Genomic DNA, 15,506 nt, shown 5'->3' on the forward strand with positions numbered 1-15,506 from the left:
CAAATCCTTCACCATGACAAAACTAGTGATCATTCGTCACATTTAGATGTTCTTTTCGTTCATAGCAAAAAAGACTGCCAGTTGCAGCAGTCTTTCACCTTTTACTTCCATTTAACAAATTCGGCCATAGCCCGTTTGAAGAACGTCCAAACACCGGCTTTTTCCATATCTTCTTTCGCTTCAACAGGACTTTCATGAAGCACTTTTCCATCTTTTTTCAAGATGATGGTGCCAAGTTTCGTTCCTTTTGAAAATGGGGCTGTGACATCTTGAGTTAATTTAATTTCTTTTTTGATCTGATCGACATTTTCGCCTTTTTTCGTTAGCAGAGAAATCGGTTCAGACGTGACAAGCTGAATTTTTTTCTTTTTCCCTTTGCTCACTTTGATCTCTGCTACATCTTGACCACGCTTGTACAGAGGATGCGTTGTATATTGACTAAAGGCGTAATCCAGCATTTTGACGACTTGAGCATTTCTGTCTTTTGGTGTACTTGCGCCGAATACAACAGCAATCACGCGCATGTTCCCTTTTTTAGCGGATGCAGTTAGACAGTATTTCGCCTCGCCTGTAAACCCTGTTTTCACCCCATCCACACCTGGATAAAATTTAATGAGACGGTTTGTATTCACAAGCCAGAATTTTTTATCCGTGTTCTGACGAAGATAGTCTTCGTATACACCTGTGAACTTGGTGATCTCTTCATATTTCAACAGCTCTTTCGCCATTTTTGCCATATCATGAGCCGTGCTGTAATGATCTTTTTCAGGAAGTCCTGTTGGATTTTGAAAGACCGTTGAGGTGAGTCCAAGCTCTTTTGCCTTTTTGTTCATTTGCTCAACAAACTGTTCTTCAGATCCAGCTATATGTTCTGCCATGGCAACTGAAGCATCGTTTCCTGACGCAATCGCAATGCCTTTTAGCATGTCTTTAACCGTCATTTCTTCTCCCGGTTCAAGGAAAATTTGTGAGCCTCCCATAGATGCTGCATGATCGCTCGTTCTTACTTTATCAGTCATTTTTAATTTTCCTTGATCCATCGCTTCCATGATGAGAAGCATCGTCATGATTTTGGTCATACTTGCAGGGGCAAGCTTTTCATCACTGTTTTTGTTGTAAAGCACTTTTCCCGTGTCACGTTCCATTAAAATCGCTGATTTGGCTTCATGCGCCAATTCTGATGTTTGTTTTTCTCCTGGCTTTTCAATCTTTTCTTTTGCCATCGCTGATGGTGAAACCATTGAGATAAGGATCATTAAAGTAAACAATGCACATATATGACGTTTCAAGTGGCAGACCTCCATTATCGTAATCCTTTCTATTTTTTCCTCATAAAGGCTGTTTTATTCAGAGATCGTTTGATTGCCATAAAAAAAAGCCCTCTGTTTCATGAACAGAAGGCTTTTTCACACGATCTATGAGAGCTGTTTGACAACATCTTTCACTAAATCAAGGAAACTTGCTTTCACTTTTTCCGTCACTTCGATCACTTCATCATGAGAAAGCGGCTGATCTAAAATACCTGAAGCCGCATTAGAGATGCATGAAATACCAAGTACTTTTATGCCTGCATGACGTGCTACAATCACTTCTGGCACAGTCGACATACCGACTGCATCAGCGCCAAGCGTTCTGAGGAAACGAACCTCTGCCGGTGTTTCATATGAAGGGCCTGTCATTCCTGCATAAACCCCTTGCTGCACAGATATACCTAAATGTTTAGCCGTTTTCTCTGCAAGTGCCAACAAATCTTTATCATACGGTGCAGACATATCAGGGAAACGAACCCCTTGACTGTCGTTTGGTCCAATTAACGGATTGGTTCCCATCATATTGATATGATCTGTAATCAACATGAGATCGCCAGGATGGAAGGATGTATTCACACCGCCCGCTGCATTTGTCACAATACATGTTTCAATGCCGATTTCTTTCATCACACGGACAGGAAATGTCACCTGCTTCATATCATACCCTTCATAGTAATGGAAACGTCCTTGCATGGCACAAACGACCGTGCCTTTCAGCGTTCCAATGACGAGCTGGCCTGCATGCCCTTCTACTGTTGAAACAGGGAATCCAGGAATATCTTCATATTTCAATTTGATTGGATTTTCAATCTCATCGGCTAAAATGCCAAGACCTGAACCTAAAATCAATCCAACTGTTGGTACATATGTCGATGCTTGTTTAATGTATGCCGCCGCTTCTGAAAACTGTGCTCCCACGTGATTTCCCCCTATTTGAGTTTAGATAAAAAGCTTGTTCCGTATTTTGGCAGCGTTGATTTAAAATTATCTGCTACCGTTGCCCCAAGATCAGCAAATGTTTTCGCTGTTGGTAGCTCATTCGCTTCTTGATGCTTTTTGCTGTAAGCAATAAGCGGAACGTATTCTCTTGTATGATCTGTTCCGTGATGAACCGGGTCATTTCCGTGATCTGCTGTGATCACAAGCAGATCATCCTCTTTTAATAGATCAAACACTTCAGGTAGACGTGCGTCAAATTCCTCTAGTGCCTTACCGTAGCCTTCTGGATCTCTTCTATGTCCATAAAGAGCGTCAAAATCGACCAGATTTAAGAAGCTAAGCCCAGTAAAGTCTGTTTTCAGCGTCTCCACTAGCTTGTCCATTCCATCCATGTTGGATTTCGTTCTGAGTGAAGAGGTGATTCCTTCACCATCATAAATATCAGAGATTTTTCCGATCGCAATGACATCAAGTCCATCATCTTTCAATTCATTCATGACGGTACGGTCGAATGGTTTTAATGCATAGTCATGACGATTTGGTGTTCTAACAAATGCCCCCGGCTCCCCGACAAATGGACGAGCGATGATGCGCCCTACCATATATTTTTCATCTAAAGTCAGTTCACGTGCAATTTCGCAAATGCGGTAAAGTTCGTCTAATGGCACAACTTCTTCGTGTGCAGCAATTTGCAGCACAGAATCTGCTGAAGTATAAACGATTAAATCGCCTGTTTTCATGTGCTCTTCGCCAAGCTCATCAAGAATTTCTGTACCAGACGCTGGTTTATTTCCAATGATGCCACGCCCTGTTTTTTCTTTTAATTCATTTAACAGTTCATCTGGAAAGCCGCCTGGAAAGACTTTAAATGGTGTGTCGATGTAAAGACCCATAATTTCCCAATGTCCTGTCATTGTGTCTTTCCCGTTGGATGCTTCTTGCATTTTCCCATAATACGCAAGCGGTTTTTCGTCCGCTGGAATTCCTTTAATTTCTTTAATATGACTTAGCCCAAGCTTCGCCATATTCGGCATATGAAGCCCGTTCATTTTTTCAGCAATATGTCCAAGTGTATCTGCACCTACATCATTAAAATCAGCAGCATCAGGTGCTTCCCCGATTCCTACTGAATCCATCACAATGAGGAAAATACGTTTATACTGATAATCAGGCATAAAAAAGCGCCTCCTTCAATATTCTTGTCCTTTCACCTTTCACAACTGGAGAGGTCAGACATCTCAAGTATAAACCGTTTTCAAGTCAATTGACAACCATAAACGGTCCAAACATAAAAAAGCATGATACACGTTCACCGTGCCATGCTTTACTTATGCCCTTGGATGGAATTTGTGATACACGTCTTTTAATCTTGTTTTTGTGACATGTGTGTAAATTTGTGTAGTAGAAATATCGGCATGTCCAAGCATTTCCTGTACGGCTCTAAGATCCGCACCGTTTTCAAGCAAATGTGTCGCAAATGAATGTCTGAGCGTATGAGGCGTCAATTCTTTTTGAATACCTGCTTCTATGGCTCGTTTCTTTAAGTTCTTCCAAAAGCCCTGCCGCGACATTTTTTTTCCGTGATGATTCAGAAATAAGGCATCGGCCGGCTGTTTTTTGAGCAGCTTGTTTCTTCCTTTTTCTATATACACTTCAATCGCACTTGCAGCAGCTTCACCAATAGGCACGATCCGCTCTTTTCTTCCTTTTCCAAAACAGCGGATAAACCCCATGGTCAGATGCACATCTGCAAGAGTCAGATCAAGCATTTCACTTACGCGAATACCTGTTGCATATAAAAGTTCGAGCATGGCTTTGTCACGGTAGTCAAATGGTGTTTGCTGCTTAGGTGTATCGAGCAGCTTTTCTACCTCATCTAATGATAGAACTTTCGGTAATTTCCGCTCTGTTTTTTGTGATTCAATGTTCCATGACGGGTCATCTGTTGTCACTTTTTCACGGAGCAAAAATTGATGAAAGGAGCGTATCGATGATAGATGACGGACGGACGTTTTACTCGATTTCCCCTCGTCTTTTAACTGTTTTAAATAATGAATAATATGAAGGCGTGTGACGTCTTTTACATCTGTCAATTGTTCATGCGTCATTAAAAAAGACAAATAGTTCTGTAAATCTCTTTTATAAGAGACAATGGTATTTTCAGAGAGTCCTCTCTCTACTGTCATAAAATGAATAAAGTCGGATAATTGATCCTTCAATGGTTTCTACTCCCCGTTTTGATAAAAATAAATCAATCGATCCTGCCAGCTGTCTTGTTTCGGCTGATCCATTTCCATCACTTTTATCGCTGCACCTTCTGGTTTATCATAACGATGATAGCTTTCATATTCTGAATTTATCCATATCATAGCATAATAGAACAGGACGGTAAAACCAGTGAACAAGATAAATACTTTCATTACTTCACCTGTTGTTTTGAGCCATTTTCGCATGTTCTTCATGTCCTTTCTCGTGTTCTCATTACTTCAGCATATGCCAGGTGGGACAAGGAATATACAGCGAACATGCAAAAAACCTTTTCATTTTGAATGAAAAGGTTCCAATTCGGATTATTTGCCGGATTCATCATCATGACACCGGTGGCAAATACCATGGAATGTCAATCTATGATCCTTAATTTTAAATTTCCAGTCGCGTTCAATAATCTCTTCAACATCTTCTAATAAATCATCTTCTATCTCATCGACTGTTCCGCATTCCATGCAGACAAGATGGTGATGGAAGTGAGCGGCTCCTTCTTTGCGAAGATCATATCGCGAAACGCCGTCTCCAAAGTTAATTTTATCAACAACTTTCAGTTCAGTAAGCAATTCTAACGTCCGATAAACAGTAGCAAGACCAATTTCAGGAGACTTCTCTTTTACGAGGAGGTATACATCTTCTGCACTTAAATGGTCTTCTTCATTCTCAAGCAGTACTCTTACTGTTGCTTCACGCTGTGGCGTGAGCTTATAGCTGGAAGAATGAAGCTGTTTCTTAATTCGATCAATCCGATTTTCCATTGACTTTCCCTCCTACGCCACATTACTTGATCATTATATCAAATGATGTGCAGAGAGCCAACTATAATCATTTTAAATTGATAAATAAATTGATTATTATTTAATAACGATTATAAAATCATCAAAACAGAACACCTGCCAGCTTTTTCATCAGCATGAATGATAAGTATGATTCAAAAAAGGACGAAAGAGCAGCGAGGGTTAAAATCATCAGTAGGACAGAAGCATACCGGCCAAACCAATGGATTGGCGCTTGACTGATGGTTTTTTTCATAAAAAGCTGACCAATTAAACGAATGGAGAACGCAATCGCACAAGTTCCGATCACTAAATACGCTGGAATGAGCAAGATATTTTGAGGAAGCACCGAGACAAAAGATAGAAAAAAACCGCTAAGCCCCATTTGATTGACCAAAAAACCGACAGTAAACCCAACTACAATCCCTTTTAAAAAAATCATAAGAAAAATAAGCGGCAGGCCAATGATGGAAATTCCGAGTATCCACATGAGGCCCAAATATTTCATATGATGCAAAAAGCTTTGCAAAAACATTTCTTTTGATTCTGCTGCTTTCTCATTCGTCAGTTGACCAAAAAATTGATTTAAATAATAGAATAAATCCTCTTTCTGACTCATTGTCATACTATTGACGATAATGGCTCCAAAAATGACGCCCATTAAAAATAGTACAGAAACAAACAAATAAATTGATAAATGATCTTTCACGTGCTGAAGAAGATGTTCTTTCCAAGACTTTTTTCGCATGCGCCTTCCTCCCAAATAGTAAAGGTTACTAGATTCTATGAGAGAGCAGACGAAACATGACAGTTTTATGAAAAGAAAAACGAGAAAGCAGCTGTACACTGCTTTCTCGTTTCCTTTATCGTGCAGCTTTTTGTACGTTCACAAGCCCAGCGCCATAATAAAAAGGTTCGCCAAGTTTTGTTGCCGTTTTTGTCAGCCTTTCACGCACTTCATCATTTGTCAGATTCGGATGTTTTGATAGAATGACTGCCGCAGCACCAGCTACATGAGGTGATGCCATAGACGTTCCACTCTTATATCCATATTCGTTATGAGGAATGGTACTTAATGTTGAAACGCCTGGTGCTGATACTTCCACTTCTTCCCCAACAGAGGAATCAAAGGCTCTTTGCTTTCGTTGATCCACAGATGCGACTGCCATGACAGAGCTGTATTTGGCCGGGTAATCTATCGTATTAAGTGACCCGTAGCTCCCAGCATTTCCTGCAGATGCGACAATGAGAATCCCGTTGTCATATGCTCGATCTACCGCTTCTTTCAGCGCCTCCGATTCACTTGCTCCCCCCATACTAATATTGATGACATCCATCTCATTCTCAATCGCCCATTCAATGCCTTTAATGATCCAGCTATAGTAGCCGTCACCATTTTCATCTGCCACTTTCACCGCATAGATTGAAGCTTTTGGTGCCACACCCACGACGCCTACCTTATTATCTAGTGCTGCGATCGTGCCCGCAACATGGGTTCCGTGTTCATGCGGGTCAACAAGCGGATCGGACTCTGTTGGAACAAAGCTGACACCACCAGTTACATGTAAATCTTCATGCTTGCCGTCGATTCCACTGTCAAGAACAGCTACTTTGACATTCTGTCCGGTATATCCTCGTTTATGTACCTTTTGTGCTTTGATGCTTTTAATGCCATAAGGGACGCTTTGACCGCTTGTTTTCGCTTTTTGGTCTTCCTCAATAAAAGTAACTTCTTTTGCTTGATGTAGTTTTTCTTTTGATGCTTCGTTCAACGAAACTTTCATCATATCTATTTTCTCTATTGATTCTTTCACATGACCGCCAGCTTTTTCAACAAGCTGTTTTTGTGTTTTATCTTGAACGGAAGAAGAAAAACCAATCATATACTCTTTTTTTGCTTGATCCTTTGCAGATACATCTGATGCGCCGAATGTCATCGATGCCAGTAGCATACTTGCCATACAAAGCCCTGCTCCAAATGATTTGACCTTCACGATACCCACTCTCCCTTTCATTTCTTTTTGTCATTTAACTACATTTTTAGACAAAAAGAAACGACCGTTTGTCCTATTTTTTAAAATTTTTCCAATTATTTGATCTACTTGTCACAAAAAAGCAAAATAAAAATGCTTATGATCCTGTTCATAGCGATCATAAGCATTCCTGCCTTTATGTTTTTTCATCATATGCTGCAAGGCTTCTTGTTTTGTTTTTGTCTTTCTTTCGTGTGTACTAAAATGCGGCATATTTCCTCTCGATTGTTCTGGATTTCGGCTGTGCTGCCTTTGAAGGTGTTCTCTCTTTTTCTTTGCTTTGCTTTTTCCCATTTCGCAAAACCCCTTTCGTTGTCGTTATGATACATGAACGCACCTAAAAAAGATAGACGTATTCACGCCTATCTTTCTTTTCTTACCATATCAAGATGCGGAATTCCATCCTCATCATAACAATCTGAGACAGCTACGAAGCCAAACGATTCGTAGAACGATTTCAAATAAGCCTGTGCTTGGATTTTAATCTTTGTTTCGCCTAATTCACTGAGCTTTTTTATCGCCTGATCGAGCAGGATCTTCCCGTAACCTTTTTTCCGGCCGGCCTTCGTCACAAGGACACGACCAATGGACGCCTCTTTGTACATGATCCCGCTTTGGAAAATGCGGCAATAAGCGACAATCGTGCCGTTCTCTTTGGCGATGACATGCAGCGCCTCTTGATCACGATGATCAATTTCAGGATAAGGACATGTTTGTTCTACAACAAACACATTCACTCTTTCCATTAAAATCAGGTAAAGGTCCTCTTTAGACAGTTGTTCAAATGTGTGACATGTCCATTTAAGTTGATTCATGATTGATATCCACCTTACCGTAGACTCCGCCTCCGCCAGCTATCAGTCCAACTTCACCTCTTCTTGCTTTGATGATGTAATCGGCTGTTTTCTCAGGCAGGACCGCTTTTAATTCTTGTTCTGTTGCTTGATGAAGAATATTCATCTCTGTATGAAAGACAGCTTTTAACTTTTCTAACGTTTTGGCTCCAACACCCGGAATAAAATGAAGGGGAAGCTGGTGAACATAAGGAGGCCTTATTCCTTTGTCACTTTCTTGGTCAGCAAGCTCCTTTAACCGCTCACTCACCCCTTTTGTCATTCGGGTATGGCCGCATGCTTGGCACTTTTCTTGATCCTGACTGTCAGGTCTTACCCCGCATTTCTCACAGGTCGTATGATAATACTTTCCGAGCCGCGGAGCGAGCCCATAATTTCCAGTGATATTTCTGCCATCTTTTCCTTGAAGCGCTAGCTCAAATTCAGCAAAGGAGGCATGATCCATTCGGATCTTAGTATATTCCCGCGCAATTTTCCCTAAAGAATGGGCATCTGAATTTGTTAAAAAAGGATAACGGTTTAGCTCACTTAGCTGGGAGGCCATAGACGTATCACAGCTAAGGCCAAGCTCAACAGCATCAATGAGTTCTGGATCGAATACTTCGGTTAAAGAAGTATTGACCCCTTTGCCGTATAAACTTTTATGCGGCGTAAAAATATGGGCAGGAATAAATAATCCCCCTAGTTCCTTCACCTTATGCTGAAGCGTTCTCCCATCCACATATAACCGCTGTGAACTCAAATGCACATTTTTCATATGAAGAGAAAGCCATGCGGAAAACTCAGACATTTTACGAAGCGTGGGCATAAAGGCAAGCACATGAATCGGACCTTTTGATTGGTCATCATTGATTTCTAGCTCACTGCCTAAAAGCAAAACGGTCTTTCCAAATGATAACCCGCCATCGCTTAGTTCCGTGTATATGCCTTCCTCTACACCTTCTATCAATTCTTCTAGTACTTCAGGAGATTGTGCATCAATCACACCAATCATCCCCATCCCTTTACTTTGAGACGCTTCAATGAGAATTTGGTCAATGGTCAGTGACCTTGCACCTGTAATTTTGACAGCCCTGCCTGTTCTTGTTCGACCAATATGAATATGGATATCTGCAAAGAATTCCCTCATTTTGTAGACTTAAGTACCTCTTGCAATTGTAAGTATTGAATGGCATAGGCTGTTTTCGCATCATAAATATGTTGTTTCTCAATGAGTTGCAGCGCTTCTTCTAGTGAAACTTCCATCACTTCAACAAATTCATCCTCATCCAACTCGCGTTTTTCTTCAAGCGGGACCAGCTGATCGGCAAGGTAGATATGAACAATTTCATCCGCAAACCCTGGTGATGTATAAAAGGCTGTCAGCTTTTGGAGCGCCTGAGTTGTATAACCTGTTTCTTCTTCTAATTCTCTCAGTGCTGTATGTGCCGGCTCTTCTCCTTTTTCTAATTTTCCAGCCGGAATTTCAACGATGGATCTCTCCAGTGCTTTACGGTATTGCTTGACCAAAATGATTTTATTCTCGTCTGTACGTGCAATGACTGCTACTGCACCTGGATGTTTAATGATTTCGCGTTTGCCTGGTTTTCCGTTCGGCAATGCTACATCTTCAAGAACCAAGTCAATGATTTTTCCGTTATATAATGTTTTTGACGATAATGTTTTTTCTTCAAAGTCCTTCAATTTTGTCAGCTCCTCGTTCTACTTTCACTTTTTACTTCATTCATTTTAACATAGATGTTTTAGGAGAAGCCAAAATGCGGATGCCCGCTTCAATGTGCCTTTTGAAATCACCTAGCTTGAATTCCAGAATTGTTTCACTTAATGTGAAAGGATAGGAGTGTGATTGAATTGAAAAAAAGACGAATTGGCACCTCTGATCTCTTGGTTAGTGAGGCGGCACTAGGATGTATGTCTCTCGGGACTGAAAAAGAAAAAGCGCTCTCTTTATTAGATGAAGCCATTGATCTTGGGATTAACTATTTGGATACAGCTGATTTATATGATTTTGGAACAAATGAGGAAATCGTCGGGGAAGCCATTAAGAACAGACGCCAAGATTTGATTTTGGCCACAAAAGGCGGAAACCGCTTTGAAAAAGGCAAACCTGGCTGGGACTGGGATCCTTCAAAAGCATATATAAAAGAGGCAGTGAAACAAAGTCTGAAACGACTTCAAACAGATTATATTGATTTATATCAATTGCATGGCGGCACAATTGACGATCCAATTGACGAAACCATCGAGGCATTTGAAGAATTGGTTGAAGAAGGTGTCATTCGCTATTACGGCATATCGTCGATCCGTCCAAATGTCATTAAAGAATACGCCAAAAAATCAAATATCGTGAGTGTGATGATGCAATATAGTTTACTCGATCGCCGCCCAGAAGAATGGTTTTCTCTTCTTAAAGAACAAAGCATTAGTGTCGTGGCAAGAGGTCCTTTAGCAAAAGGATTATTAACTGAAAAACCCCTTTCGCAAGCAAGTGCTGCGATTCAAAAGAACGGGTATCTTGAATATTCATTTGAAGAGCTCCAGCAAATCATTCCTTCGTTAAAGAAAGTCGCTTATGACCTATCACTGACAGAGCTGTCCATTCAATACTTGCTCAAGCATTCTGCAGTCAGCTCTGTTGTTTTTGGCGCAAGCTCGGTGAAACAGTTAAAAGAGAACGTGGCAGCGGCAAATGCGCGTTCATTAAGCGACCAAGAAGTTAAAGCTTTGTCATATTTCACAAAACAGTCTGTGTATGAGACGCATCGTTTGAATCAATAGAAGACAAATGGAAGAACAGCTTGCCACTTATGTTTTGTTTTAATGTACAACCCTATTGGTGCGATTCTGAAATGAAGTGATACGAGGGAGTTAGACGTGTTTTCTCTCAGGCTCATGTAGTATGTATTCATCTCAATGATATAACATAAAAAAGGGAGCATCATAGCTCCCTTTTTTAACTTTTATACTTTCTCCAGTCTAAATGACTTTCATCTAGCAGCTCTGAGAAGCTTTTATTTTTTTCTTTTTCTTTCTGTTGCCGAAGGAGGTCTTGTCGTTTTTGTTCTTCTCTTTTTTCTGTCTCGGCGGCCAGATTCTGCTTCATTTGAAGGAGCTGCTGTTTCACATCATCCTTTATGCCGTCCTTTAGCTTTGCTTGATCTTGATTGGTCTTTTTCACTTTGCCTCTCTCCTTTTGCTTTAGTGTATCATCCGTTTTATTTGCTCAGCAAGAGTCACGCCAAACTCCCAACATGTGGTATGATCTTCATAGAAACCCTTCGGAAAGGAAGAATCAGCTTGAAGAAGAAATGGCTCGCTATACTCGCCTTGGTATTATTTCCACTCGCTGCAATCGGCATTTTTTTTACCAATAAAATGATGTATATACGAAAATTAACGGATGAAGAGCTCATCAAACGAGAATCAGATGAAGGGCACTATCATCACGAGGAGTTTCAACAGCTGCAAAAAGAGAAAGTTTGTATTCCTTCAACATTTGGTTATGATCTTCATGGCTATTTTGTACCGACCCCTCATACAACACGCACCATCGTTCTTTGTCACGGGGTTACAGTCAGTTTGATCAATTCCGTGAAGTATATGAAATTATTCCAAAAGCTTGGATGGAATGTGCTGCTTTATGATCATAGAAGACATGGGATGAGCGGCGGAAAAACAACGAGCTATGGATATTATGAAAAAGAAGATTTGGCTCAAGTCGTCAAGTGGCTGAGAAAAAGGCTTGGGGAAAAAGCAATCATTGGGATACACGGAGAATCGATGGGCGCAGTCACAACTTTATTATATGCTGCAAAACCGGATGCAAACGCCAATTTTTACATCGCTGATTGTCCTTTTGCTTCCTTTGAGGATCAGCTTCTGTATCGATTAAAAACAGATTTTCGTCTTTCAGGACAGTGGATTCTTCCACTAAGTGATCAAGTGTTGAAATGGCGGGACGGTTACAGCATTCGGCAAGTTTCTCCACTTGATGTCATCGATCAGGTGAAAGAACCTATCCTTTTTATTCATAGCCTCCATGATGACTATATCCCTTGTGAGCAAAGCGAGCAGTTATACGCACGCAAAAAAGGTGATAAACGGCTATTTATTGCGCCACATGGTGCGCATGCGATGTCTTATAGTGACAATAAGGAAGTCTATGAACAAGAGGTCGAAGCATTTTTGGAAGCATTTCAATTCAATCAAAATGAAAGAGGAGAATGAACAGCCGTTCGTCTCCTCTTTTTGCTAACTTATACGATAGTCACCACTGTTGTATGGTGTCTGCCCGCAAGCTCCATATGGCTCTCTTCCGATTGCTGCTGACTCATGACCGATAACCCTGCAGTTGCTGCCAATAAAAGAACTATCAAACTCATTTTCATATAAATGACCTCCATTTTGAATTTTTGATATGGCTTGAATTTTCCTTTCGTAATACCGGGTAGAAACTTCAAATAATCCAAGCTCATTATAATAATGAGCCGCATCAAGTGCCAGTTCCTCAATATCTGGGTATAAACGCTTGTCCTCCAACAAATCTAATGTATCGTCTATGATTTTTATTTCTGCATCAACGTATAATGCTTTTAAAAACTGAAACTTGCAGATGTAAATTTCATCTTCTAATTCACAGGCTTTCATAATACCTTGTTGATAGAGGGTTAACGACTCTTCTATTTGTTTTTGTTTAAACAGGATTTGGGTCAGCATAAATAGTGGGTCTAGAGAGCGATTCAGATGGGTTAAATTCTCCTTTTCAAACACTTCAAGAGAGTCTTTGAGATAGCGACTTGCTGTAGCAAGATCGTTCATTTGGTAATAGCAGTTACCTAAGTTGAAAAGGGCCGAACCTATGACTCGAGGGTTTCCAATTGAGCGTGCTCGCTTTAGAGCATTTTTAAAGTAGGGCAATGCATGTTCATAGCATTTCAAATCATCATAGTTTGCACCTATGACAAATTCACAGTGGATGATTCTCAGCGTGTACGTTCTGTAGGCAGAGTACGTATCTAACGCTTGCAAAGCATAGTGCATCGAAAAGTGGGTTTGTTTCATGTGGTAGTATATTTCTGCTAATTTAAAATAAAATTCTGCTCTTTCTATATCATCTGATATGAGATTGAGCTTTTTTTCTGCGGAACGGTAATAAGCAATGGCGCTCAAATAGTTTCTCTGTTCAAATTCAAACATTCCTGTAAAAAAATGAACATAGTATTCAAGCATATCTGTTAATTTGGTCTGCGAATGTTCAATTGTTTCTAGAAGCTTCTTAATCTCCTCATCATTCGAGGCTTTTTTTGCCGGTTCAAAATATTCAAGCATGACCTTATGTCGAAAATCCATCAGCTGGTAAAAAAGCAGCAAGTTCTGATCTTGCTCCATCTCAAGGATTTCCTGCTCGATCTCGGCCTTTAGCTTCTCTGCTTTCATGACATGAAATCCGCAAATCTGCCTATACCATTCGTTTATTTTGATTCCAACCTGAGGCGATGACAGCTTGAGCTTCAATTCACCTTAGCACCTCCCTCCTCATGTACGATACATGTTGTATTCTATCATATTCCCTCGAATGGAAGAAATATGAAATGTCGTTTTTCGTAAAGTTTTCGGTATCCCGCAATAACCGCTTTCATTGCCGATTTTTCGGCATTTACAGTCTCTATTTTTCTCTTTCTATTTTTCTCATTTTGTCGAAATGTTTGTTAAAAATGACTTTTTATCGTTGAGAAATCTCATTTTTCAAATTAGACAGTTCTCCTGTTTGATGAGATGATGATGGCACAAAAAAAGCCCTCTTCAGCAAAGGGCTTATAACACATCTGTTACGTGTTCCATATTCTCTTTTATCCAACTGACTGCTAATTCAAGCGTTGGAAATTCTTCCGTTTCAAATGTGACTTCATCTTGGAGAAGCCAGACGTCCTTTTTTACTGAATCCATTCCACCGATTGACCAGTGCAAAAGGCTATATGGATGATTATTATTTAAAAACGACACCCACGTTTTATTTTGTGCCGTATTTTGTATCACTTTCAGCTTTTGATCCACTACGTTTCCACCTTACTTTACAAGTATACCCATTCTCGGGCTGAGTATTTGTTGAGGACTTTTCAACATAAGTGTATTGGCTTTTTCATTAAAATCAATCGTCATTTCCTCGTCAAAAAACACCTTTTGTGCTGTGTGTATATATAGTTTTAAATGTTGGCTATTTTTAAGTGGTTCCCATTCACCTGTTCTTTCACTTGTTAACCAAAGCATCGGTACGCCACTCACTGCACAGCCACAACCTTCTGAATCGTAGCGAAGCAGTAATTCCTTCGTTCCGTTTCCTGTTTGCTGTTTTTCTATATACGTTTTAGCCAGTTCTGTGATGTGAATATACATGGCGAACATCCTTTTTAAATTGATGCTTACATTGTAACACATAAAACACCATAAAACAGGACACACGACTAAATCCGAAAGTCATACTCTTTGAAATACACGCTCTTCTCACTAGGATTATATCTATCTATTGGCTCTTTCTGCATCCTGTTTTTTAGAATTATACTGATGACGCTATCAATTTTAAAAGAAGAAACAGGAGGTTTTAGATCGTGAAAAAAAGATTATCTCTCTGCTTTATCGGGGCGCTGATATTGATGTTGAGTTTCACTATGCCCAACATGAAAGCGGCATCTATCCTTGATGAAGTACGAGAAAGCTATGCGACTTATACGGGATCTGGTTACTCAGGGGGCGCCGCTTTATTAGATCCTATTCCCTCTGACATGAAAATTACGGCTTTAAATCCCCATGACTATAACTATAAAGGGGTAAATGCGGCACTTGCAGGGGCTTACCTTGAAGTAACGGGGCCAAAAGGAAAAACCGTTGTGTATGTAACCGATAAATATCCAGAAGGAGCAAAAGGAGCTCTTGATCTTTCTCCTAATGCCTTTGCCAAAATTGGCAATATGGCAGACGGAAAAATCCCAATTAGTTGGAAAATTATAAAAGCACCGATTAGCGGAAATGTAGCTTACAGAATAAAGGAAGGTAGCAGTGAGTGGTGGGCTGCGATTCAAGTGCGCAATCATAAATACCCGATTATGAAAATGGAATATTATAAAGATGGACAATGGGTGAACATGGAAAAGACCGACTACAACCATTTCCTTGGCTTTCAAATGGGGTCTACATCTCTTCCTGTTCGAATCACAGATATTCGCGGGGTCATAGTAAAGGATCAATTACCCGCTCTTCCATCTACTGCTGCTTCACAGGCCTATATTGTAAAAGGCAATGTTCAGCTTCCTAATTAACGAGGAGAAGAGGCAG

At 40.3% G+C, this 15,506-nt stretch carries 19 protein-coding genes; 3 read left to right on the forward strand and 16 right to left on the reverse strand.

Features of this window, described 5'->3' with window-relative positions:
- Window positions 1-101: 101 nt before the first annotated feature.
- The 12 genes from MHH31_RS10770 to MHH31_RS10825 all read right to left on the reverse strand — a co-directional run bounded on the left by MHH31_RS10770 (window position 102) and on the right by MHH31_RS10825 (window position 9,860).
- The gene (locus MHH31_RS10770) at window positions 102-1,304 is read right to left on the reverse strand and encodes a D-alanyl-D-alanine carboxypeptidase family protein (protein WP_007501054.1); all 1,203 of its coding nucleotides are present in this window, start codon (window positions 1,302-1,304) and stop codon (window positions 102-104) included.
- Between the two features lie 111 nt (window positions 1,305-1,415).
- A complete protein-coding gene (locus MHH31_RS10775; RefSeq protein WP_008344425.1) occupies window positions 1,416-2,228 on the reverse strand; it encodes a purine-nucleoside phosphorylase in 813 nt (270 codons plus the stop codon).
- An 11-nt stretch (window positions 2,229-2,239) separates the two neighbouring features.
- A complete protein-coding gene (gene deoB / locus MHH31_RS10780; protein ID WP_342494801.1) occupies window positions 2,240-3,424 on the reverse strand; it encodes a phosphopentomutase in 1,185 nt (394 codons plus the stop codon).
- Window positions 3,425-3,577: 153 nt separating this feature from the next.
- Window positions 3,578-4,468 (reverse strand): site-specific tyrosine recombinase XerD, encoded by an 891-nt coding sequence (xerD, locus tag MHH31_RS10785; protein ID WP_007501057.1) that lies wholly within the window; start codon window positions 4,466-4,468, stop codon window positions 3,578-3,580.
- A 6-nt stretch (window positions 4,469-4,474) separates the two neighbouring features.
- Entirely contained in the window at window positions 4,475-4,702 is a 228-nt protein-coding gene (locus MHH31_RS10790) for a YqzK family protein (protein WP_008344420.1), read from the reverse strand.
- 117 nt (window positions 4,703-4,819) lie between these two features.
- A complete protein-coding gene (fur, locus tag MHH31_RS10795; RefSeq protein ID WP_003215577.1) occupies window positions 4,820-5,272 on the reverse strand; it encodes a ferric iron uptake transcriptional regulator in 453 nt (150 codons plus the stop codon).
- A 121-nt stretch (window positions 5,273-5,393) separates the two neighbouring features.
- The gene (gene spoIIM / locus MHH31_RS10800; protein ID WP_017367532.1) at window positions 5,394-6,038 is read right to left on the reverse strand and encodes a stage II sporulation protein M; all 645 of its coding nucleotides are present in this window, start codon (window positions 6,036-6,038) and stop codon (window positions 5,394-5,396) included.
- Between the two features lie 115 nt (window positions 6,039-6,153).
- On the reverse strand, window positions 6,154-7,284 hold the full coding sequence (locus tag MHH31_RS10805) for a S8 family peptidase (protein ID WP_017367533.1): 1,131 nt from the start codon (window positions 7,282-7,284) through the stop codon (window positions 6,154-6,156).
- A gap of 111 nt (window positions 7,285-7,395) precedes the next feature.
- Window positions 7,396-7,617 carry a hypothetical protein gene (locus MHH31_RS10810; protein WP_008344413.1) on the reverse strand — a complete coding sequence of 74 codons (222 nt, stop codon included), beginning with the start codon at window positions 7,615-7,617 and terminating at the stop codon, window positions 7,396-7,398.
- A 68-nt stretch (window positions 7,618-7,685) separates the two neighbouring features.
- Entirely contained in the window at window positions 7,686-8,138 is a 453-nt protein-coding gene (locus tag MHH31_RS10815; RefSeq protein ID WP_272511678.1) for a GNAT family N-acetyltransferase, read from the reverse strand.
- Entirely contained in the window at window positions 8,125-9,306 is a 1,182-nt protein-coding gene (locus MHH31_RS10820) for a TIGR00375 family protein (protein WP_050827375.1), read from the reverse strand. The genes MHH31_RS10815 and MHH31_RS10820 overlap by 14 nt, the downstream gene beginning before the upstream one ends.
- The gene (locus tag MHH31_RS10825) at window positions 9,303-9,860 is read right to left on the reverse strand and encodes an NUDIX hydrolase (RefSeq protein WP_272511680.1); all 558 of its coding nucleotides are present in this window, start codon (window positions 9,858-9,860) and stop codon (window positions 9,303-9,305) included. Before MHH31_RS10825 ends, MHH31_RS10820 begins: the two co-directional genes overlap by 4 nt.
- A gap of 168 nt (window positions 9,861-10,028) precedes the next feature.
- On the opposite strand from MHH31_RS10825, the gene MHH31_RS10830 reads away from it, so the two are divergent.
- Entirely contained in the window at window positions 10,029-10,955 is a 927-nt protein-coding gene (locus MHH31_RS10830) for an aldo/keto reductase (RefSeq protein ID WP_324657372.1), read from the forward strand.
- A gap of 175 nt (window positions 10,956-11,130) precedes the next feature.
- On the opposite strand, the gene MHH31_RS10835 is transcribed toward MHH31_RS10830, so the two are convergent.
- Window positions 11,131-11,355 (reverse strand): YqkE family protein, encoded by a 225-nt coding sequence (locus MHH31_RS10835; protein WP_008343840.1) that lies wholly within the window; start codon window positions 11,353-11,355, stop codon window positions 11,131-11,133.
- Window positions 11,356-11,474: 119 nt separating this feature from the next.
- On the opposite strand from MHH31_RS10835, the gene MHH31_RS10840 reads away from it, so the two are divergent.
- Window positions 11,475-12,404, forward strand: coding sequence for an alpha/beta fold hydrolase (locus tag MHH31_RS10840; protein ID WP_342494802.1), 930 nt, complete (start codon window positions 11,475-11,477; stop codon window positions 12,402-12,404).
- Between the two features lie 24 nt (window positions 12,405-12,428).
- Here the strand turns inward: MHH31_RS10840 and MHH31_RS10845 are convergent, their stop codons facing one another.
- The 3 genes from MHH31_RS10845 to MHH31_RS10855 all read right to left on the reverse strand — a co-directional run bounded on the left by MHH31_RS10845 (window position 12,429) and on the right by MHH31_RS10855 (window position 14,570).
- Entirely contained in the window at window positions 12,429-13,691 is a 1,263-nt protein-coding gene (locus tag MHH31_RS10845; RefSeq protein WP_277518703.1) for a tetratricopeptide repeat protein, read from the reverse strand.
- A 300-nt stretch (window positions 13,692-13,991) separates the two neighbouring features.
- Window positions 13,992-14,231, reverse strand: a complete 240-nt coding sequence (locus MHH31_RS10850) for a YqkC family protein (RefSeq protein WP_008343836.1) — start codon at window positions 14,229-14,231, stop codon at window positions 13,992-13,994.
- 12 nt (window positions 14,232-14,243) lie between these two features.
- Window positions 14,244-14,570, reverse strand: a complete 327-nt coding sequence (locus MHH31_RS10855; RefSeq protein WP_039165847.1) for an iron-sulfur cluster biosynthesis family protein — start codon at window positions 14,568-14,570, stop codon at window positions 14,244-14,246.
- A 212-nt stretch (window positions 14,571-14,782) separates the two neighbouring features.
- Between MHH31_RS10855 and MHH31_RS10860 the strand changes: the two genes are divergently transcribed.
- Window positions 14,783-15,490, forward strand: a complete 708-nt coding sequence (locus MHH31_RS10860; RefSeq protein WP_342494803.1) for an expansin EXLX1 family cellulose-binding protein — start codon at window positions 14,783-14,785, stop codon at window positions 15,488-15,490.
- Window positions 15,491-15,506 lie beyond the last annotated feature (16 nt).

Source organism: Bacillus sp. FSL K6-1033, assembly GCF_038630765.1.
Classification (GTDB): domain Bacteria; phylum Bacillota; class Bacilli; order Bacillales; family Bacillaceae; genus Bacillus; species Bacillus altitudinis.